The organism is Bifidobacterium oedipodis, from assembly GCF_012932425.1.
GTDB lineage: Bacteria > Actinomycetota > Actinomycetes > Actinomycetales > Bifidobacteriaceae > Bifidobacterium > Bifidobacterium oedipodis.
The window spans coordinates 36400-57227 of sequence record NZ_JAAIII010000010.1; the positions used below are offsets into that span (position 1 = coordinate 36400).

At 56.8% G+C, this 20828-nt stretch carries 15 protein-coding genes and 2 pseudogenes; 5 read left to right on the plus strand and 12 right to left on the minus strand.

Translation table 11 applies throughout. From position 1 onward, the window contains the following. Positions 1-21 precede the first annotated feature (21 nt). Positions 22-576, plus strand: a complete 555-nt coding sequence (gene ilvN / locus G1C95_RS11965) for an acetolactate synthase small subunit (RefSeq protein ID WP_169173181.1) — start codon at positions 22-24, stop codon at positions 574-576. Between the two features lie 131 nt (positions 577-707). On the opposite strand, the pseudogene G1C95_RS12835 reads toward ilvN, so the two are convergent. From G1C95_RS12835 to G1C95_RS11975, 3 genes and pseudogenes are all read right to left on the minus strand, one after another. Beyond that, a pseudogene (locus G1C95_RS12835) lies at positions 708-1733 on the minus strand (ATP-binding cassette domain-containing protein); the annotation flags it as partial. A gap of 123 nt (positions 1734-1856) precedes the next feature. Then, positions 1857-2966 (minus strand): annotated as a pseudogene (locus tag G1C95_RS12840) (ABC-F family ATP-binding cassette domain-containing protein); the annotation flags it as partial. A 48-nt stretch (positions 2967-3014) separates the two neighbouring features. Next, positions 3015-3746, minus strand: a complete 732-nt coding sequence (locus G1C95_RS11975) for a type 1 glutamine amidotransferase (protein WP_169173183.1) — start codon at positions 3744-3746, stop codon at positions 3015-3017. A gap of 103 nt (positions 3747-3849) precedes the next feature. On the opposite strand from G1C95_RS11975, the gene cysS reads away from it, so the two are divergent. Further along, complete coding sequence (gene cysS / locus G1C95_RS11980) at positions 3850-5505, plus strand: cysteine--tRNA ligase (protein ID WP_169173184.1); 1656 nt, start codon at positions 3850-3852, stop codon at positions 5503-5505. Here cysS and G1C95_RS11985 read toward each other — a convergent pair. Next, on the minus strand, positions 5502-6407 hold the full coding sequence (locus tag G1C95_RS11985; protein WP_169173185.1) for a cation transporter: 906 nt from the start codon (positions 6405-6407) through the stop codon (positions 5502-5504). The genes cysS and G1C95_RS11985 overlap by 4 nt on opposite strands. A gap of 170 nt (positions 6408-6577) precedes the next feature. Next, positions 6578-7495, minus strand: coding sequence for a cation transporter (locus tag G1C95_RS11990; protein ID WP_169173186.1), 918 nt, complete (start codon positions 7493-7495; stop codon positions 6578-6580). Between the two features lie 238 nt (positions 7496-7733). Between G1C95_RS11990 and G1C95_RS11995 the strand changes: the two genes are divergently transcribed. Next, positions 7734-8783: a LacI family DNA-binding transcriptional regulator gene (locus G1C95_RS11995; protein WP_169173187.1), complete on the plus strand. Its 1050-nt coding sequence runs from the start codon at positions 7734-7736 to the stop codon at positions 8781-8783. Between the two features lie 63 nt (positions 8784-8846). Here G1C95_RS11995 and G1C95_RS12000 read toward each other — a convergent pair whose 3' ends face one another. Genes G1C95_RS12000 through G1C95_RS12015 form a run of 4 tightly spaced genes read right to left on the minus strand, consistent with a single transcriptional unit; the run spans position 8847 to position 13911 of the window. Next, positions 8847-10655: an alpha-glucosidase gene (locus tag G1C95_RS12000; RefSeq protein WP_205832838.1), complete on the minus strand. Its 1809-nt coding sequence runs from the start codon at positions 10653-10655 to the stop codon at positions 8847-8849. After that, positions 10652-11485 carry a carbohydrate ABC transporter permease gene (locus G1C95_RS12005; RefSeq protein WP_169173188.1) on the minus strand — a complete coding sequence of 278 codons (834 nt, stop codon included), beginning with the start codon at positions 11483-11485 and terminating at the stop codon, positions 10652-10654. Before G1C95_RS12005 ends, G1C95_RS12000 begins: the two co-directional genes overlap by 4 nt. Further along, on the minus strand, positions 11485-12369 hold the full coding sequence (locus tag G1C95_RS12010; RefSeq protein ID WP_169173189.1) for a carbohydrate ABC transporter permease: 885 nt from the start codon (positions 12367-12369) through the stop codon (positions 11485-11487). Before G1C95_RS12010 ends, G1C95_RS12005 begins: the two co-directional genes overlap by 1 nt. 51 nt (positions 12370-12420) lie before the next feature. Continuing rightward, positions 12421-13911, minus strand: coding sequence for an ABC transporter substrate-binding protein (locus tag G1C95_RS12015; RefSeq protein WP_169173190.1), 1491 nt, complete (start codon positions 13909-13911; stop codon positions 12421-12423). Between the two features lie 368 nt (positions 13912-14279). Between G1C95_RS12015 and ffh the strand changes: the two genes are divergently transcribed. After that, the gene (gene ffh / locus G1C95_RS12020; RefSeq protein ID WP_169173191.1) at positions 14280-15944 is read left to right on the plus strand and encodes a signal recognition particle protein; all 1665 of its coding nucleotides are present in this window, start codon (positions 14280-14282) and stop codon (positions 15942-15944) included. Between the two features lie 132 nt (positions 15945-16076). Continuing rightward, complete coding sequence (locus G1C95_RS12025) at positions 16077-17147, plus strand: endonuclease/exonuclease/phosphatase family protein (RefSeq protein WP_169173192.1); 1071 nt, start codon at positions 16077-16079, stop codon at positions 17145-17147. A 103-nt stretch (positions 17148-17250) separates the two neighbouring features. Here the strand turns inward: G1C95_RS12025 and G1C95_RS12030 are convergent, their stop codons facing one another. The 3 genes from G1C95_RS12030 to G1C95_RS12040 all read right to left on the minus strand — a co-directional run bounded on the left by G1C95_RS12030 (position 17251) and on the right by G1C95_RS12040 (position 20817). Beyond that, positions 17251-18570 (minus strand): ATP-binding protein, encoded by a 1320-nt coding sequence (locus G1C95_RS12030; RefSeq protein WP_240947559.1) that lies wholly within the window; start codon positions 18568-18570, stop codon positions 17251-17253. 298 nt (positions 18571-18868) lie between these two features. Beyond that, a complete protein-coding gene (locus tag G1C95_RS12035; protein WP_169173194.1) occupies positions 18869-20071 on the minus strand; it encodes a sensor histidine kinase in 1203 nt (400 codons plus the stop codon). Positions 20072-20082: 11 nt separating this feature from the next. Then, on the minus strand, positions 20083-20817 hold the full coding sequence (locus tag G1C95_RS12040) for a response regulator transcription factor (RefSeq protein WP_240947560.1): 735 nt from the start codon (positions 20815-20817) through the stop codon (positions 20083-20085). Between the last annotated feature and the right edge of the window lie 11 nt (positions 20818-20828).

Below are 20828 nucleotides of genomic sequence, written 5' to 3' on the forward strand. Positions count from 1 at the left end.
GGCAAACCAAGGAGAACTGATATGGCTAATTATCCCGCTTCTCAGCCCGGCTCCGAGCGCCACACCCTGTCGGTGCTGGTGGAGAACCGTCCTGGCGTGCTGGCCCGTGTGGCCGGTCTGTTCGCCCGCCGCGCGTTCAACATCAATTCGCTGTCCGTCTCCCCCACCGAGCGCCCGGACATCTCCCGCATCACGGTAACCGCCGATGTGGAGCGTGTGCCGCTGGAACAGATCATCAAGCAGCTCAACAAGCTGCTGCATGTGCTGAAGATCGTGGAGCTCGATCCGAAGAACACGGTGGATCGCGAACTGGTGATGATCAAGGTTGCCGCCGACGAGTCCAACCGTTCCGACGTGCTGGAAATCGTGCGTCTGTTCCGCGTGAATGTGGTGGATGTGCATCCTGAGTCGCTGACCATCGAAGCCACCGGTGCGGAAGGCAAAATCGACGCATTGCTGGGCCTGCTGGAGCATTACGGCGTGATTGAACTGGTTCGCTCCGGTTCCGTGGCCGTTGCCCGTGGCCCCAAGGCCCTGTCTGAAAAGGTGCTGGGCTCGCAGATTACGGGCCGGTAAGCCGCAGCTCATGTGCCGGCAATTTGCCCGCTCCTAGCGCTTAGCTCCTATTAGTAATGCCCCATGCGTGAGATTGCGCATGGGGCATTACTATGCCATCACGTCCGTTTGGCTGAACACATCACTCAGCGTCATCCAAGTTGTTCGGACAGTTCCAGCCATTCCATTTCCAGCTCGTCCTTTTCGTCGGCGACGGCCTGCAGCTGGACGTTCAGCTCGTTAAGACCGACGAAATCGGACGGATCGTGCGCGGCCATCTGTTCCTCAATCTGAGCTTTGCGATCCTCAAGCTTGGCAAGTTTGCGCTCGATGGCACTGACGCGACGGCTGGCTTCGTAACGTTCCTTGCCGGTGAGTTTCGGCTCGGGCTTCGCAGCTGCGGCTTGTGCCTCCCCGTCGCCGGCAGCGCCGTCGGCATCGGCACCGGCGTTCTGTGATGCCTGCGCGCGACCATGGTCGCCAGACTTGCCCTTTCCTGCGCGCGCCGTAGAAGCGTCATCGGCGAAAGGATCCTTGCCATTCTTGATTTGTTCGACCATGGCAAGGTAATCATCCACACCGCCGGGCAGGTGGCGTACCTTGCCGCCGATCAGTGCGAACTGCTGATCGGTGACGCGCTCCAACAGGTAACGGTCGTGCGAGACGACAATCAGCGTGCCTGGCCAGGTATCCAGCAGATCCTCCATCACGGCGAGCATATCGGTGTCCAAATCGTTGCCGGGCTCGTCGAGAATCAGCACATTGGGTTCGTCCAGCAAAATCAGCAGCAGCTGCATGCGGCGCTTCTGTCCACCGGAAAGGTCGCGGATCGGGGTCATCAGCTGGGCGGCTTCAAAGCCGAGACGTTCCATCAGCTGGCCCGGCGTGACTTCCTTGCCGTCCACGATATAGCTCGGCTTGTAGCGGCTGAGCACTTCCTTAACCTTGTATTTGCCGAGTTTCTCCAACTCGTCGAGACGCTGGGACAGCACGGCGAATTTCACCGTTTTGCCGATGTTCACATGGCCGGCGGTGGGAGTGAGTGTGCCGTCGATCAATTTAAGCAGCGTGGACTTGCCGGCACCATTCGCGCCGACGATACCAAAACGGTCGCCAGGGCCGATCAGCCAGGTTTCATCGTCGAGGATTTTGCGACCGGTAACCGTGACATGCTGGGCAACCTGCACGGTTTGCATGTCTTCCACCGGTTCCGCCTGCTCCGTCGCTGCTGCTGCGGTCATGTCTCCCGCAGTAGCACCTTCCTGCGTTGCAGTATCGTGCTGGTCGCCCGTGTCAACAACCACACCGGCATCAATAAGTCGAGAATCAGATTCGGGATGATCCACCGCCAGTTCCACACTGCCATGGATCTTCGGCTCGGCATACATGGCGTCAACCACATCGATGCGCCCGGCGGATCGTGACTCGCGCCCGGACTGCTCGGCAACATCGGGGTCAATGGCTGCGAATCCATCGCCACGCACAGACAGCGGTGTGCCGTCGGAATGCACTTCGCTGGCGAAAATCTGCGTCACATCAATAAGATCCACCACCTGTTTGCCCAAACGGGAGGTGGCCATCTGCTTCAATTCCAATGTGTTACGCATAGGCGGCACGTCGGCAATCAGTTCGCGCGCGGCTTTGACATGGAACTTCTGCTTGGTGGAGCGGGCACGGGCACCACGCGACAGCCATGCCAATTCCTTGCGCGCCAGATTGCGACGACGCTCCTCACGCACATCGGCCTGACGGTCGCGTTCCACACGCTGCAGCATATATGCCGAATATCCGCCTTCGAAGGGGTCGATCACACCATCGTGAACCTCCCACATCGATTCGCATACTTCATCCAAGAACCAGCGGTCGTGGGTGACGAGCAGCAGCGCGCCGGAGCCCGCCGACCAACGGTTCTTCAAATGTTCGGCAAGCCAATGAATTGTGACCACATCCAAGTGGTTGGTGGGCTCGTCGAGCGCCAGAATATCCCAATCCTTGAGCAGCAGTCGTGCCAAATCGGCACGACGGCGCTGACCGCCGGACAGTGAGCCGACCCGCGCGTTCAGGTCGATACCGCCCAGCAGTGCCTCCACGATTTCGCGCGATTTGGTTTCGGCCGCCCATTCGTAATCCTCGCGCCCTTCCAATGCGGCATCGCGCACGGTGGCATTGTCATCAAGCGGGTCGCGCTGGTCGAGCAGGCCGAATGTCAGACCGCCACGGCGCGTCACGCGCCCGGAATCCGGCGTGCGCGATTCGTTGAACAGGTGCAGCAGCGTGGATTTGCCATCGCCGTTCTTGCCGACGATGCCGATGCGATCACCCTCAAACACCCCCTGCGTCACATCAGTGAAGATGGTTTTGGTGGCGAAGGCAAGCGAAACGTGTTCCAATCCAATGTCATAAGTCGGCATAATCCACCAATGTAGCGCTACGTTTGGAGCGCTCGGTGGTACCGGTCATCATGCTGCTTGCAATGCGCGCGCGTGAGCGCTGCACCGGGCCGCGAACCCGGAAAACACCTGCTCGGCCAATGGCTGCAGCAGTGAATCATATTGGGCGAAATCCTCACGCAGCTTGGATTTGGAACCACCGGCAGCCTTAAGTTCCTTGACCATGCTCGGCTCACTCAGCCATTCTTCCAGAATCGAACCGGTGACCTCCAAATGGAACTGCATGCCCAGCGCGGATCCCACACGGTATGCCTGCACTTTGGTGCCGGACGTACGCGCCAGCAGCTGACCGCCTTCGGGCAAGCCCACCACATCGTTGTGCCAGTGCAGCACGTTGATCTGCTTGTCCCACATCGAAAAGAAGTCATGCTTGTCCATGCGTTTGATCGGCGCATAACCGATTTCTGGCGCGTCGCCATGCTTGAGCTGCGCTCCCAGTGCGGTGGCGATGATCTGATGCCCTAAGCACACGCCGAGCACCGGCTTGCCGACGGCCACCGCCGCGCGAGCCAATTTGGCTTCGGCCTTGAGCCCGGGATATTTGTCATAATCCGTGGCACCCATCGGGCCACCCATGATCACCACGCCGGCGGTGTCGTTGAAATCCGGCAAGTCCGGTTTCTTCTTGTCGGCGATGTTAAGGGTGAGCGTTTCCAGTCCGAGGTCCTCGAGATTCGCCAGAATACGCCCCGGACGTTCCCATGGAACATGTTGCAAAATGAGCACTTGTGGTGTGGCCATGCTTCTATTGTGGCACGACCACAGACCGTATGCATCACCTTTGGTTTACCCCGCACACCTGCGCTCCTGGCGTTGTCGGCTTTCGCTCATACTCTTGGGTGCTATGGGAACAGTGAAGGAACCGCAGGATTTCAATACTTCCGTCATGCCTTCGGCCCTCGCGCCGGCCAAGGTATCCGAAGCCGCGGCGGGCTTAAGCCTGTATGACACCGCTTCGCACACGGTTAGCCGATTTGTGCCGCTCAAGCCCGGGCAGGTGGGCATCTATGTGTGCGGTGCGACGGTGCAGTCGAGTCCGCATATCGGCCACATCCGTGCGGCGGTGGCGTTCGACGTGGTGCGCCGCTGGCTGCTCAAGCTCGGTTACAAGGTCACGTTTGTGCGCAACGTGACCGATATCGACGACAAGATCCTTGACAAGGCCGCCGCCAACGGCCAGCGCTGGTGGGCGCGCGCGTACTACTATGAGCGCGAATTCACCGAAGCATACGATACGCTCGGCGTGCTGCCGCCTACGGTAGAGCCTCGCGCCACCGGCCATATCTCCGACATGGTTGAGCTGATCGAGCGCATTATCGACAACGGCCATGCTTACGTGGTGACCGACGCCGATGGCAAGCCGACCGGCAATGTGTATTTCGATGTGGCATCCTGGCCGCATTACGGCGAGCTGACCCACCAGAAGCAAAGCGCTGCGGGCGAAGTGGACGAGGCCGCCGCCGTGGCCGACCGTATGGGCCCCTCCGTGGATGCCGCCGGCGAAGACAAGTACAATCCGATTGATCCGGCCGATGCTTCGCCTGATAAGCATGACCCGCGTGATTTCGCGCTGTGGAAGGCACCAAAGGATTCCGATCCCGAGGATGCCCGCTGGGCGACACCATTCGGCGTGGGCCGGCCGGGCTGGCATATCGAATGCTCGGCTATGTCGCACCGATATCTGGGAGATGACTTCGATATCCACGGCGGCGGCTTGGATTTGCGCTTCCCGCACCATGAGAATGAGATGGCGCAGACCCGAGCCGCAGGTTACCCTTCCGCCAATCGTTGGATGCATTCGGCGTGGGTGACCGCCAAGGGCGAGAAAATGAGCAAGTCCTTGGGCAATGGTTTGTCGGTGCCGGTGGTGTTGTCCGAAAACTCCGCTTGGGTGGTGCGTTATGCGCTGGGTTCGGTGCAGTACCGTTCGATGTTGGAATGGTCCGATCAGACTTTGACTGAAGCGAACGCCGCGTGGAATCGTATTTCGAACTTCATCGAGCGTGCGGGCGCAGCATTGGGCGAGCAGCCGACGCGTGAGGAGATCGAAGCCGTGACGGCCGACGAGCTGCCGGATGATTTCGTGACGGCGATGAATGACGATATCAATGTTGCCGGTGCCACCGCCGCAATTTTCGCACGCGTACGCTCCGGCAATACACTGCTGAGCGCTTTCGCCGATCATGCTGATTCTGATGAGGCTCGCGCTGAGGTGCGTCAGGCGCTGGTTGCCGTGCGTGCGATGCTGGATACGTTGGGGCTTGATCCGCTGGCCGAACCGTGGGTTTCCGGTGCGGCGAACGGTTCGGGTGAGGGTGGTGCCGAATCCGCCGAGCATGCGGCGCTTGGCGCGCTGATCGAAGGCCAACTGGCGGAGCGTCAGGCAGCTCGCAAAGCCCGCGATTTCGCTCGTGCCGATGCGATTCGCGACGCCTTGAGCACCGCCGGCATCGCCATCGAAGACACCCCCCAAGGCTCCACCTGGTCCCTCAAAAACTAATCGAATACGAAATCTACATCGACTATGTGTAGCGTGCGCTTGAGCTCATTTTCAAGCGCACGCTTGCAGGCGATGAGATTATCGACGTTGATGGTTTCGGCGACACCGGTCAGGTAGACATCAACGGTGAAATTCATGCCGGTTTTAAAGACAAGCACATGATCATATTCGGTGCCATCCGGCAGATGCCGTTGGGCGGCGGACTCGACGAATTGGTTGGTGTCGTCATCCTCATGCACGCCGCCAACCAATTCGATAAAAGCATCCCTGAGCACACCCAACGGCTCTTTGAGGGCGATCAGCGCGATGGCGGTGGTGATAAAGAAGTCACCGGTGTAGTTGAGGAAGTCCAGTGGGGTGTCGGCGGGCAGGAACATCAGCGCGACCGCTACCGCGCCAATGCCGGCGGAAATCATGCCGTCCACCAGCGTACCGTTGGCTTCGGCGGTAAGCATGGTGCTGGCATTGTGCATCGTGTGGTTGCTGCGACGATAGTAGGCGACCAGACCGAATGAAATCGCCACCATCGCTATCTCATAGATCACAACCGGACCGAGCGTCATACGCTCGCCGATGCCGAACATGACGTAATCCCACGCCGCCTGTGCGGCATCGACCACGGCGAATGTCAGCAGCGCCAGGGTGAAGATGGCTTTGGCCAGCGCGTACATGGGTTCCAGTGCGAACATGCCGTTGGGATATCGTTCGGTGGTGCGCACGGATTGGCGCGACAATATGGTGGCCACCAGACCGGATATCACGGAGATCACGGTGAATGAGGCGTCAAGGAACAACGCCTTCAACCCGGTCATGAAGAACACGATGAATCCGGAGACCACCATCACGATATTGACGATGATGCCCACGGTCAATGCCCTGCGCTCAATCTGCTTATGCTGCATATTCCACACTCCGATTCATCGTCACCCCACTATTTTCATGGTATCGAAATCGCCTTGATTCCGTATCTACGGCGGGTTTGCGTGTGCGGTGGCAAGGCGTACCGAAGGAAGGCGTGCCAAGGCACGTCGACTGAGGCACAACGCAGCCAACGCTCCGCAAACACGTCGTATCAGTCGAAGACGAAGTCAACGTCGACTATATGCAGTTTGCGCTTCAACTCGGCTTCAAGTGCACGCTTGCGAGCCAACAAATCATCAAGATCGATAACCCCGCCGGGCCCAGGCCCTTCGCCGGTCAGATAGACATCAACCGTATAGTTCATGCCGGTTTTGAAAATCAGCGTACGATCATATTCGGTGCCGCGCGGCAGGTGACGTTGGGCGATCTCCTCGACGAAAGCATTGGTGGTGTCATCCTCGTGCACGCCGCCGACCAATTCCACATAGGCATCGTGCAGTACGCTTAATGGCTCACGGATCACGGCGGCCACAATCATCGCGGTGACGAAGAAGTCGCCGGTATAGTGCAGAAAATCAAAGGGGGTGCCGTCAGGCAGCAGCACCAGCACGATGGCTGCCACGCCAATGCCGGCGGAAATCGCGCCATCGATGAGCGTGCTGTTCTCTTCGGCGACCAGCATGGTGCTGCTGCCGCGAATCGAATGGTTTTTGCGCCGATAATACAGCCACAGGCCAAGGCAAGACAGTACGGTAAGCACCTCATAGACCACTACCGGGCCGAACGCGGTGCGCTCGCCCTGACCGTAGACGAAGTAATCGTAGGCAACCTGAGCCGCGTCGACCAATGAGAAAATCAGCAGGGAGAGAGTGAATACCGCTTTGCAGATCGCATAAATCGGCTCCAGCGCGAACCGGCCGTTGGGGTATCGTTCGGTGACGCGCACGGTGTGGGATGACAAGACAATGGCCACCAGACCGGACATCACGGATATCGTGGTGTAGGCGGTGTCTAGGAACATGGCTTTCAAGCCAGTGATGAAAAAGACGATGGTGCCGGCAGCGACCATCAGAATGTTGACGACAAGCCCTACGACCAGGGCTTTGCGTTCTATGCGTTTATGTTGCATCGGTGGGCCTCCATAGTGCATGGCAGTCTGCATTGCAGCAGCACGACCCATCCATCACGATGATGCGGGCAGTGCCGGCGCACGGCATGTCTGCAGAAGGGGTGTCCAGCGATATAGTCGGAACCGAAATCGAAAGTCAATCACCAATTCGCGAATACCACTGACGGTTTACTGTTCCATGGTAACGGGCCGAAGAGCACGGCGTGCCCGTAATCAGCGGATAGCGGATTCCCGTAGGATGGTCGTAACGACAAGGAGGCGAACGTTGGCGGTTTCTATTCATGAGGTGGCGGAGAGGGCAGGAGTCTCAGTGTCTACCGTTGGCCGAGCGTTCACCAATCCGGGCCGCGTGTCCGCAAAGACCCGCGAACATGTGCTTGCCGTGGCGGCTGACATGGGCTATCAGGTGTCCCGATCCGCCTCCGCGCTCAAATCCGGACAATCCAAGCGTTTTGCCCTGTTGATGAATGAAACCCTGACCAGTTGGTTCAACGCCTCGGTGCTATCGGGAATCAATTCGGTGCTCCAGCCGGAGGGATATGACATCTCGTTCTACGAACGCATCGATGCCGTTGATACACGCCATCGCTTCTTCGACACGCTGCCGCTTCGCCGCAACGCCGATGCCGTCATTGTCGCCTCATTCGCCATCGATCCACATGAGGTGGAACAATTACGGACACTTCATGTGCCCATCATCGGCATTAATGTTCCTTCGACCGAAGGTTTCGACGGCTCCATCAGCATCGATGACCGTGAGGGCATGCGATTGGCCGCCCAGCACCTTATCCATCTTGGGCATCGTGATCTGGTATATCTTTGCTCGGAAATGGATGACACAGTAACGCTTACCTACAGCACCGATATGCGTTTATTCGGTTTTGAGGATGCTTGCCAGGCAGCTAGTGAGCCGATCCGCGCGCAGGTGATCTCCCTTCCGCGCGATCGCGAACAAGCCATCGAATCCGCAGTCGCACAGCTATTCGCGCTCAACCGATTCCCTACTGGCATCTGCTGTCAGTCCGACGGATTGGCATTGCCTTTGATCAGCCGACTGCACCAATACGGCAGAAATGTACCGGACGACTGCTCGGTTATTGGATTCGATGATATGGTTTTCGCCTCTGATTTTGGCTTGACCACGATTCGCCAACACCCGTTCGATATGGGGGCGACGGCAGCCCACAAAGCACTAACGCTTATCGAAGGGCAATTCCTTCCCAAAGCGCATGAAACGGCGCCCATCCAGCTGGTTCCCCGCCAAACGGACACCGTTCCACGTCATTGATGTTTGTCATCATCAAACGCTGACAAACACCGTCAGGCAACAGTCGGTTTCAACATCGTGTCCTCACCGCAATGCGATCACCATCGCCTCGAACGGTTCGAGACGCAGCACACCGCCATCATCCACATTGCGCCTCCCGCTATTGGCAAGCAGCACTTGAGCATCTCGCATCGACTCATCCAAGGCGATCTCACAAGGCGTTTCTTGGAAATTGCAGATCACACGAATCGTCTGCTCATCGCGAATACGTCCATCATCGAGGAACGCAGCATCCGTTGAGCCACATGCATCCACTATGAGATGCCGGTCGTAGGCGATTACATTGCGCACATCGCGATATACCGGAACACAGTCTCCGTAAATCGCGACATCACGATATGAGCTGGTCGAACGAAGCGCCACCATCGCGCGGTAGAACGACAACGTCGAATGCTCGTCCGTACGTTCCGCTGACACGTTCACCGTGCGATAGTCATTATTAACCGGCAGCCAAGATGTATGTTCCCCGTCCACGTCTGTGAAGAAGCCTGCGTTACTGGCGTCGCTCCACGGCATCGGCGTACGTGCGTTGTCACGACTGCGGAAGGCGACCGCATCGAACGCCTCGCGTTCGTCCACACCCGCACGCAACGCCACCTGGTATTGATCGTGGGTGAAGATGTCATCAAACTGATCGATGCTGCTCATCGTCGTATTTCGCACTCCCAGCTCCTGGCCCTGATAGATGAATGGCGTGCCGCGAAGGAAGAAGAACATCGTAGCCAACATGGTGGCCTGCATACGGCGCACGGCGGGATCGTCGCTCGCGCCCGACACATCCGCATTGCGCATCAGCCGTGTCAGCGCGCGGGGGCTGTCGTGGCATTCCAGGTGGGTGGGAGACCACACGCCCAGTTTCTGCTGCTGTTCCTGCGCGGTGAAAATGAGATTCTTGTATTCCTCGACCGACCACTGCTTGGGGCGGTACCATTCCGGCTTCGTCTTGTCAACGTATGGATCCTGATAGGAGAACTCGAAGATCATCGAGAAGAATCCATCGGTTCCCGAATACATCGGCAGTTGTGAGAATGGCACATCCGTGGCCTCGGCCACAGTCATGCAATCGTAACGATCGAAGGTTTCCCTGCGCATCTCGGATAGGAATTTCTCGATGCCGGGCTGATTGCAGCTTCCACGCTCCACTGCGGCCAGCCCGTCCGGACCATCTGCGGGAAAGTCCGGGAAGTCTTGGTTCTTCTTGATATAGGTAATGGCGTCCACTCGGAAGCCACCGATGCCCTTGTCAAGCCAGTGGTTCATCATCTTGTAAATCTCATGCCTGAGAGCTGGATTCTCCCAGTTGAGATCAGGCTGCTCCTTGGCAAAGACGTGCATGTAATACTCGTCATCACTGCCCGGCAACGGGGACCACACCGAACCGCCGAACACGGAACGCCAGTTGGTGAGCTGGTCTTTGCGGCGAATCACGAAATAGTCGCGTTCCGGCGCATTCGGATCAGTGCATGCCTTGCGGAACCACTCATGCTGATCCGAACAGTGGTTGACCACAAGATCAAACAACACACGCATGCCACGGCTTTTGGCCTCGGCGATGAGTTCGTCCAGATCCTCGTTGGAGCCGAACATCGGATCGACGCTGTAGTAATCGGAGATATCGTAGCCGTTATCTACCATCGGAGATTTGAAGAACGGCGAAATCCAAATCGTCGTCACCCCCAACCATGCGAGATAGTCAAGTTTTGCGGTGATGCCGGCGATGTCGCCGATACCGTCACTGTTAGCGTCGTAGAAACTTTTCGGATAGACCTGATAAACGGTCGTTTCCTTTTTCCAGTCGCGCATCATCACGTTATTTTCCTCCTTGGCACTCACTGCTTCACGCTACCGGCGATCATGCCCTTGATAATCTGCTTTTGCAGGAACAGGAAAATGATCACGATCGGGATGATGGTGATGAGCACAGCGGGGAAAATCAAATCCCATGCGTTGCCATAGGCACCGGATTCGATTTTCGCGAAATACACAGACAGGGTGAGTGTCTTGTGCTCGCCATTGCCGATTACGAGGAACGGCAGCAGATAGTCGTTCCAAATCCACATACCATTGAGAATGGCTACCGTTGCAGTGGTCGGACGCATAAGCGGCATCACAATCTTCCAATAGACCTGGAACACGTTCGCACCGTCCATGAACGCGGCTTCCTCCAGTGAGACGGGAATGGACTTGATAAAACCGTGGTACAGGAACACGCTCATGGCCAGACCGAAACCGCCGTACATCAGAATCAGACCGGGCGTATTCTTCAATCCCAAATCATCGAATTCGTTAATCAGCGGGTACATAATCGCTTGGAACGGCACCAGCATCGAGGCGGTGAAGGCCAGCAGCAGGGCGTTGGCCACCTTGCTCTTGAACCGCACCATCATCCACGCCACGGACGAGGAGATCAGAATGATGAATACCACACCGACTACGGTAATCAGCACAGTGAGCAGGAACGAAGGCACCAGATTGATTTTCTCAATCGCATTAGCGATATAGGAAAAATTCAATCCATGCGGCAGCGCAAGCGGCGATTTGACGATCTCAGCCTGCGACTTGAACGAATTGATCAACAGGAACCACAAGGGGAACAAGGTGACCAACGCCATGATGGTCAGCACGACAGCAATAACGATGCGGGAAACGGTTTTCTTGGTCATCAGGCTTCAACCTCCTTGCGCTTAGTGATGATGACTTGGGTGATGGAGATGGCGGCGACGATGAGGAAGAAGAGCACCGCCTCCGCCTGGGCGACACCGTAGTTGTTGCTGGTGTCCTTCGGCACGCGCAGGATCTGCAACGCCAGCATGCGGGTGTCATATTCACCGTTGGTGAGTGCGACGTTCGGATCCAGCAGTTTGAAGCTGTTGGCGAGCGTCATGAACAGCACGATGGTGATGCTGGGCATCAGCATCGGCACGGTGACGTGGAAGAAGCGCTGCACCGCGTTGGCACCGTCGATGGAGGCGGCCTCGTAGTAGTCCTGAGAAATGTTGGCCAGACCAGTGGTGTAGATGATCATCATGTAGCCCGCCTGCTGCCAGACGAACATGATGAGCATGGCTAGCAGGTTCTTATTATGATCCTGCGTCATGTTGGTCAGCAGGTCGATGGGCAGCAGGCCGTCCGGACCGAACAGCGTAGTCGAGAAGATGTTCTCGTAGATGAACAGCCAGATGTATCCCAAGGCGAGACCACCGAGCAGGTTGGGCAGGAAGAACGTGGCACGGAAGAATCCAACCGCGCGTCCGAGCGCATTGACCAGCAGCGCTTGGGCGAGAGCGAACACGTTGATGGCGATGACGGCCATGATGGTGAACGTCACGGTATAGCCAAGCGCATTGAGGAAGTCAGGGTTGCGGAACACTTTGGCATAGTTGTCGAAGCCGACCCAAGCCTCGAACAGGTTGTCGCCGCCTTTGAAATAGACGCCGCGCCATGCCGAGAAGGAATACAGCACGCCAATCACGAACGGGATGCCGACAACCAAGGTGAATAGGATAACAGCCGGAGCGATGAACGGCAGGAACCATTTCTTATACATGATGTCTCTTTGCCTCTTTCTTGTCTATGATGATGGATTCGTCCCGGCCGATCAGCTGGATTGGATATCTTTGAGGTTTTTCCAACGGGCGATCACCGTATCGGCGAGTGCCGGATAGGTGGACTCATCCCACTTGGCCTTGGTCATGTAGTTTTGCTTGAGTTGGTTGCCGACGAATTCCAGCCAGTTGCCCGGAGAGGCATTGAAGGGGTTGGAAAGGGTCTTGCCTGCGCTGGCGTAATGCAGCAGCGCATTGTTCAACGAATTGGCACCATCCGGCTGGTCAAGTTCGTCGTAGAGGATGAAGCCGCATTCGTCGGTGAGGAAGGAGCGGCCGCGATCCGAAGTGAACAGCCAAACGAGGAAGTCCGCCGCGTTCTTCTGCTGTGCTGCACTGGACTTCTTGTTGATGATCCAATAGTTCGGCACCATCGCGGGGATATAGGTGTTGAAGGTTTCCGGCGTACGACCCTTCACGGAGATATCGGATTGTTCGAACGGCATCTTGATGGGCAGAATCTCCAGACTGGACAACATACGAGCGCCGGCATCTTCAGTGTCGGCAAGCGCTGCCTTCAGATTCGGATAGATCCAGTTGCCCTGCTTGAAGAACAGACCTTTGTGCTCGGCGAACAGCTGCAGTGCGTAATCGTAGGAGCCGGTTGTTGAGTTGACGAAGGACGGACCGCGGGTGTTGGGACCATCTTCACCGGCGGCGTGCGAGGTGTTGTAATCCAATACCTCCATCTCTTTGATCAGTGGCTTCTTGAGCGCGTCCACCGCATCAAGGTCGGCGCTGTAGGCATCGCCGTAGTTCTCGAACACGGCGTTAAGCGGGATGTTGACCATATGATCGGCATAGGTCCACTTCTCCGCACCGGATTCGACGAACACACCGGTCAGATCGTTGGCAAGCCCTGTTTTGGCAGGAGCGGTGGTGTACTCGTGCCCGTTGACGTTCACACTGATGGCTTGGGGATTGTTGATATATGCGTCAACAGCGTCGGTGAACGCACGGAATGTATCGAAGTCGCATGCTTTGAGATCGGCGATCAGTTCGGCGACTTTGTCATCGTCGAGAGCGAACAAATCCTTCAGCACGTCCACATCGACGAGGTAGCCGTAGCCCTCCAGCGTATACGGCAGGCCGAGGTTCTCATCACCTTCGCTGGTGAAACGCAATTCATCGGGGACGTTCTGGGCAAGGGCTTTGAGATCGGCGTTGTCGCTCTCGTTGAGATCGAGCATAAAATCACCGTCCGCAGGCCCCCATGTGACAAGACTATTGGTGGAGAAAATGGCCGGCGGCGTGCTAGAAGTCATCTCAGTGTTCATGGTTTCGACGGTGTCCGAACCGGAACCGGGCGAGAACACCTTGACTTCGATGCCATGCTCCTTGCCATATTCGTTGACGAGCTTCTCCAGACCGTCCTTGATCTCACTTTTCGTGTTGAACACGTAAAGCAGGCCGTTGTCCGCAGCGGCCGAGCTGCCGCATGCCGACAACGGCAACAGCAATCCTAAAATGCTAACGATAGCCATTACTGGCGTAATCTTGCGCACCACTTTCTCCTCACATTACTCAAGCCAAAGCTTCTTTGCTGCTTAGTACAACTTAAATCAATATGCACCAAAACCATCTTGTGCAACTGATGGCATCAGAATACAACATTATGGCTAACGTTGTCCATTCATGTGGCATACGTGCGTGTCGCGTTCGCGTTCACCGCTTCCTTCCCCACGGGCAACACCCCACCCGCCAAATCGGCACTGACTGACTCTTCCTCTATCAAAGGCATTCCGAGCGAAGTCGGGGAATCCTTCGCGGCGGACATACACCCTTCGCACCGACGTCTGCCGCAACAGGATTCATTGTCTTTTCCCGCGTCACGGCTAGACTGGAGCGCATTATGGCAGCTTTTTCTTCTTTGACTGACAGACTCTCGAATGCGTTTAAGCATTTGAAGAGCAAGGGCAAACTTTCCGAGGCTGATATCGACGGTACGATCCGCGAAATCCGCCGCGCGTTGCTCGACGCCGATGTGGCGCTCGAAGTGGTGCGTTCCTTCACCGGCAAGGTGCGCGAGCGTGCGCTGGGCACCGAAGTGTCCGAAGCGCTGAATCCTGCGCAACAGGTGGTGAAGATCGTTGACGAGGAGTTGACCGAAGTGCTCGGCCAGGGCGTAGATCGTCCGCTGAACTTCGCCAAGAACCCGCCGACTATTATTATGCTCGCCGGCCTACAGGGTGCCGGTAAGACCACACTCGCCGGCAAGCTCGGCTACTGGCTGAAGGATGCCGGACACACGCCGCTGCTGGTGGCGGCCGATTTGCAGCGTCCGAACGCCGTCACGCAGCTGCAGGTGGTGGGCGAGCGCGCCGGGGTGCCTGTGTATGCTCCGAAGAAGGGCGTGCAGTCCGACGGTGGTGAAGCCGTCGCCTCCCCTGGGCTGACCACTGGTGATCCGGTGAAGGTGGCGCGCGATTCCATCGCGCTGGCCAAGCAGAAACTGTATGACACGGTGATTATCGATACCGCCGGCCGTTTGGGTGTGGACGAGGAACTGATGAAGCAGGCTCGTGACATCCGCGACGCTGTGCAGCCCGACGAGATCCTGTTCGTGATCGATGCGATGATCGGTCAGGATGCGGTGAAAACCGCGAAGGCCTTCGACGAGGGCGTGGATTTCACCGGCGTGGTGCTCTCCAAGCTCGATGGCGACGCTCGCGGCGGCGCGGCCCTGTCGGTGGCCAGCGTAACCGGTAAGCCGATCCTGTTTGCCTCCAATGGTGAGGGACTGAAGGATTTCGAGGTATTCCACCCCGATCGTATGGCTTCGCGCATCCTCGATATGGGCGATATCATGACCCTGATCGAGCAGGCGCAGAAGCAATTCGACGAGGAGGAGGCGCGCAAGGCCGCCGCCAAGATTTCCGACGGCTCCTTCGGTCTGGATGATTTCCTTGACCAGTTGCAGCAGGTACGCAAGCTTGGTTCGATGAAGTCGCTGCTGGGCATGATTCCTGGCATGGCTCAGCATCGTAAGGAACTCGAGCAGTTTGATGAGCGTGAAATCGACCGCACCGAAGCGATTATTCGCTCGATGACTCCGGCTGAACGCCGCGATCCCTCGATTATCAATGGTTCCCGTCGTGCGCGTATCGCCTATGGTTCCGGTGTGACTGTCTCGCAGGTCAACGCGCTGCTGCAGCGTTTCGAGCAGGCCGCCAAGATGATGAAGCGCATGTCGAATCGCGCTGGCGGTGGCATGCCAGGCTTCGGTGGCCCTGCAATGGGTGGCGGCAAGAAGGCCAAGGGCAAGAACAAGAAGAAGGGCGGCAAGTCCGGCAATCCGATGAAGCGCGAGGCTGAGGAGAAGGCATTGCGCGACAAGCTGGCTGGCAAGTCTTCCGGCGGCTCCGGCTCGTCCAATGGTTCCGCTTTTGCCAAGAAACCGCAGAATCCTGCGCTTCCCGCCGGTCTTGAGGGACTGATGGGGCAGGCTGGCGCCGATGGTGCCCCTGATCTGCCGCCGAATCTCGGCGGCGGCTTGGGTGGCTTGTTCGGCCGCTGACGCATAGACACACGGCTTATACCGTTTCAGGGTGCTGGTGCAGACATTATTCGTCTGCACCAGCACCTTTTTGTATATCTGGCCATAGCAATCCTCACATTACCGCCGTATCTATGGGCCATAATGGAGCGCATGACGATTTTCTGCTATTGCGTAATCCTGCTGGCGGCACTGTGGGTGGCTCTGAGCCGTCTGCCTGCCGGCACCGAGGGACACATGCCCTTGCCGTATTTGATCGCGCTGATTCCATTCTTGTGGATTCCGTTGACGGTAATCGTGGTGTGGGCTGTGGCGACGCATGATTGGGGGTTGGCTTGTGTCAGCGGTGCGGTGGCAATTACCGCGTCCTCGCAACGCATCGACTATTGGGGCAAGGCGTGGAATACGAAGCCCAATACCGCTGCAGCGCAAACCAAACGCGAAACGTCGCGCAATGCATCAAACCATTCGCCGCAACCAACGCAGCCTGCCGAGGCCCCTGCCGCTCCAGCAGAGGAGCTTATTTTCCTGCCGTCATCATTCCGCGTTATGACGTTGAACTGCCGTTTTGGACGAGCGGATGCCGCCGATATTGTGAAACATATCCGTCAACGCAACATCGATGTGCTGGCCTTGCAGGAAGTGACCGACGAGCTGATCGAACGTCTCGATGCTGAGCAGCTGGGCGAAATGCTCCCCTACCGTCAGTTTGGGGATGCCAAAGATAGCGACAATGGCGGATTCAACGCCATTTTCTCACGTGTCAAGCCCACTGCTATGTCGCCGAGTGCGGTGGAAATTCCCGCTGCCGATGTGCCGTTTATTACCATGGTGTTGGAAGACGGGCGCGCCGTTATGATGGCTTCGGCGCATCCGAAATCACCGATGCGCGGCTGCCGAGATTGGTCGAAAGGCATTATGTTTTTGGGCAAGCTGGCACATGGCACATTCATTGGTAACCGGGATATCGCTGTGGTGATGGGCGATCTCAATTCCAGCATCGAGCATCCCAGTTTCCGTATGCTGATCAAAGCAGGGTTCCGCGATGCCAGTCTCGCGCAGGCCAAGGGGCCCAATCTCACCTTCCCCAGCTGGATCAAGTGGCCGCGCATCGAATTGGACCACGTGCTGTTCACCCCCGGTCTCAAACCAAGTGGCGTTGAATCGTTCGAGATCAACAACACCGATCACCTAGCGCTCACCGCCACACTCACGCTTGCGTAGCCGACGGCGACGACGGCCCCACCCGCACCGTCACCGTCGGCTATTCGCCGGTCGAATGCGAATCCACAATGCAATAGTCACGTGTTAATGACGAAATCTGGCGTCAGCTATCGGTATTAACGCTTGTTGATGTTGTCGAGGAGGGATCAAGACACGCCAGCATGTAAATGGGCAGATATTCTACAACACCTCTGCGCTCAATATTCCCGTCATGGAACACCCACGCATGTTCGAACTCGTAGTTACGTGTGCCCAAAAGATTGTTCATGGCACGATGCCGGGTGTATTCCTTCCCTGATTTGATTTCGCATAGAGAAATCCCCCCTCTGGCATCTTGCAGGAGGAAATCCACTTCGCCTATATTGCCTTGGTTGTAGTAGAACAACTCATATCCTTTGGCGAAAAGCTCTTGGGCCGCCGCGTTCTCAAAAATAGAGCCATAGTTCATACTGGAGCGGCGATTGAGTATCTCCAAGTCCGCTTCACGCATCAGTTGCGAAGTCAACAATCCGACGTCGTTCATATACAGTTTGAACGCATTCTCATTCGCATGGTCTCCCATGGGGTAGCGAGGTTCCTGAACCTTCAATGTCGGCAGTGCGATGCCTGCATTCGCCAACCAATCAAATGCCGTTCGCATGTGGGCGAATCGACTGTCGTTTCCCAGCTTGGTGAATTTGAACCGCTTATTCGGGGCATTAAGCTGATTCACTATGGACTCGTAGATGGTTTTGATATGTCGGCGCTCCACCAAATCAGGAACATATTTGGTGATATCGAGTTCATAGAGATCAACAATGGCCTTTTGCACGTTACGCACCCTATTGAGATCGGACGAATCCACAAAAGCCTGCACCGCATCAGGCATGCCACCGACCAGCAGGTACTTGTACCATAGATCCGTCATCTTCTCATGGAGGTAATCAGGAACCTCGCTGAGGGAGGTGAAGCATTCCTTGACGGCATCCCGAGCCGAACCGGGAAGTCCGCATGCATCGCAAAACTCAAAAAAATCAAGAGGCTTCATCACCACGGTCTGCAAAAATCCAACCGGCAACGAACGCACATTGAACAAATCTATGCCAAGCATGGAACCAGACATCACAATATCCAGATCACGCATTTCAACTAGGAACTTCACCCATGTCAGCACATCCTGACAAGCCTGAATCTCATCAAGGAACAACAACGTTTCGCCAGGAACAATCTCCGTTCCTGTCAATATCGACAGTCTGAGCAACAGATCTTTTGCATCGGATGCTTTGCTCACCGTATCCACGGCTTGAGGCGATTCGACGAAATTCACTTCCGCCAGACGCTGATACTCATTGGCCGCGAATTCCCGTACCAGCGTGGTCTTCCCCACCTGACGAGCACCCATAATCAAAAGTCCCTGTTGGGTTTTCAACCGCTTCCAGTCCATGAGCTGACCATAGGCACTTCTCCGCAGCATTCGTACCACCGCCTTACATGTTGAAATCACTAGGATTTGACAAAAATATACAATTTTTTCCTAGAAATATTAACAAAATATCATAGTATTTGAGGCTCACCATTCACAAAAAATCAATTCCTTACGGAATCTTTGCTGACGTTCATACAACCTGCTACTGCCTCCGCAGTATCAAGGACTCTCCTCCTGTCGGATCATCCGCAATCCTCACTACCGAACATCTCGCAGCGGCGGTTATGCTTATCAACACAGTGATATCCGCACATGCTTATGCATACGGTATGCGCAGCTGACAGAACCATGTTCCCGGAGAGCTCTCGACTGCGCAACTTCCTCCGATCGCTTCGACAGATTGACGCAATCGTGCCATGCCGCTGCCATTGCCCGTCATCGCGTTGTGACGTGGCGTATCGGCCACACTGATTGTCAATGTTGTGGCATCACGTTGGGCGACGAACGTGTAGCCGACTTCGGGACTCGCATACCTAGCGATGTTGCCGAATAGTTCGTCTACTGCTTCGAGGGCCAGATCGCGTCCTTCGGCGCTCAACAGTTCACCATCTGCATCCGCGCATAACACGTCACCGTGGATTCCCAGTCCTTCCAATCGTTGCCGCTGATGCTGGATCCGCCGTTGCAGTTCTTCGTTGAAATCGTCAGCACGGTTCAGACCATTCGATTCTTGTTCCGTGTCAGTCTGCAATGACGCGATGACCTGGCGCACATCGCCCAAAGTCTCCACGAGACCAGCACGCACTGCCATAAGCTCGGCAACCCCAGCATCATTGACGTCGTCAGGGCCATCAGGATCATCACCATTGCCCGTCGTCGTTGCCGTTGTTTGGTCGCCCGCGCAACGATCAATGCGCAACACCAGGGATGTCAGATCATTGCAAATCCGATTGTGCAGCCGGGCGGCAGTGCGTTCGCGCAGTCGCGACAGCTCCAATGCAGAGCGCAGCCGTTGTGCAGCCGCCACATGCCGTAACGCAACGCCCAGCACTGTAAAGCCCAGATAATACGCCAGATTCATCAACTGGCTCGGGCGCAGCATCCAATCAATCGGCAAACCAAACATGCGCACGAGAGACCAACTGGTCATCATCCCAGCAGCCAATCCTGCGAGCGCGCCCAGCACAGTGTTCTCGTATCCCAGTACGATCACCGCTGCGATTACCGACAAACGCAGCATGCCGGATGTCTGGAATGGCAGCAGCGGCACGGCCGCCGCCAACAGCAGCGTTAATCCGGCACCTGTTTTGGCAAAACGTGGCATGATCAGCACACATATGACCTGTGCCAAGGCGAACAGCAGATGCCGCCAATCAAACCCATAAGCATAGGCCACCGTAGATTCGCCGACCGTCATAATCAATGCCAGTATGATGGCAGCTACTCGTATGCCCTCATGCGCGCTCCAGCGGCGAAAGTTCGCTGATATCACTGGTGTTGCAGCCGATGCGGTAGGCATAAGTCACTCCTTCATCGAAACATCCGATGCAGCCGCAGCTGTTCCAGCGCTTCGGCTCGCGTCCGCACGCCAAGTTTGGTGCATGCCCGGCGCACATAGGTGAATACACTGTTGCGACTGATCGCCAGCGCGGCTGCGATATCATCGGTGCTTGCACCTGCTGCGTAACGTTGCAATATGTCCCGTTCGCGTGCGGACAACTGTTCCGCCGCCAAGCCAGCAATCGTTGTTTCATGCAGCCGACGATGGGATTCAGCGACAGTATCAAAACCGCCCTTTTCCGACGATTCCGGCCACACACCACCGCTAACGATGCTGGCCATGACCGACGGCAGTTCACGCACCAGCTTGTCTTTGGCAATCAGCGCCTGCATACCGGCTATCACCGCATCGTCACGATAGGCGTCGAGGCTGTAGGCGGTAACGCCGATGATGGCAGTGCACGCATTGCGTCGACGGATGCGAGCGGCGACTTCGGTGCCGCTGATGCCATCCAAGGCCATGTCCAGCAGCAGTGCATCCGGCACGTTGCCGCCCGATGCGCACCGATGCAGCGCCACCGCCACCGACGTGGTGTGCCACGCCACTGTGCACGGCATATGCTGCCTTGCCACCACCACACGCAGTGCCTCCAATGCGAGCGCATCATTGTCCAGCAGGGCTACCGCAATCGGCGCGGAGAGCGCGGCTGGCACAACAACTGGCGCGGCAACAACCGCGGGAGCACGACGATTCATGGCGTTCATTGTAGAGGCCA

Bases quoted from the DNA above. Each gene is read 5' to 3' on its own strand.
- ilvN (WP_169173181.1), top strand. From the start codon at position 22: ATGGCTAATTATCCCGCTTCTCAGCCCGGCTCCGAGCGCCACACCCTG.
- G1C95_RS11975 (WP_169173183.1), bottom strand. From the start codon at position 3,746: ATGGCCACACCACAAGTGCTCATTTTGCAACATGTTCCATGGGAACGT.
- cysS (WP_169173184.1), top strand. From the start codon at position 3,850: ATGGGAACAGTGAAGGAACCGCAGGATTTCAATACTTCCGTCATGCCT.
- G1C95_RS11985 (WP_169173185.1), bottom strand. From the start codon at position 6,407: ATGCAGCATAAGCAGATTGAGCGCAGGGCATTGACCGTGGGCATCATC.
- G1C95_RS11990 (WP_169173186.1), bottom strand. From the start codon at position 7,495: ATGCAACATAAACGCATAGAACGCAAAGCCCTGGTCGTAGGGCTTGTC.
- G1C95_RS11995 (WP_169173187.1), top strand. From the start codon at position 7,734: ATGGTCGTAACGACAAGGAGGCGAACGTTGGCGGTTTCTATTCATGAG.
- G1C95_RS12005 (WP_169173188.1), bottom strand. From the start codon at position 11,485: ATGACCAAGAAAACCGTTTCCCGCATCGTTATTGCTGTCGTGCTGACC.
- G1C95_RS12010 (WP_169173189.1), bottom strand. From the start codon at position 12,369: ATGTATAAGAAATGGTTCCTGCCGTTCATCGCTCCGGCTGTTATCCTA.
- G1C95_RS12015 (WP_169173190.1), bottom strand. From the start codon at position 13,911: ATGGCTATCGTTAGCATTTTAGGATTGCTGTTGCCGTTGTCGGCATGC.
- ffh (WP_169173191.1), top strand. From the start codon at position 14,280: ATGGCAGCTTTTTCTTCTTTGACTGACAGACTCTCGAATGCGTTTAAG.
- G1C95_RS12025 (WP_169173192.1), top strand. From the start codon at position 16,077: ATGACGATTTTCTGCTATTGCGTAATCCTGCTGGCGGCACTGTGGGTG.
- G1C95_RS12030 (WP_240947559.1), bottom strand. From the start codon at position 18,570: ATGGACTGGAAGCGGTTGAAAACCCAACAGGGACTTTTGATTATGGGT.
- G1C95_RS12035 (WP_169173194.1), bottom strand. From the start codon at position 20,071: ATGCCTACCGCATCGGCTGCAACACCAGTGATATCAGCGAACTTTCGC.
- G1C95_RS12040 (WP_240947560.1), bottom strand. From the start codon at position 20,817: ATGAACGCCATGAATCGTCGTGCTCCCGCGGTTGTTGCCGCGCCAGTT.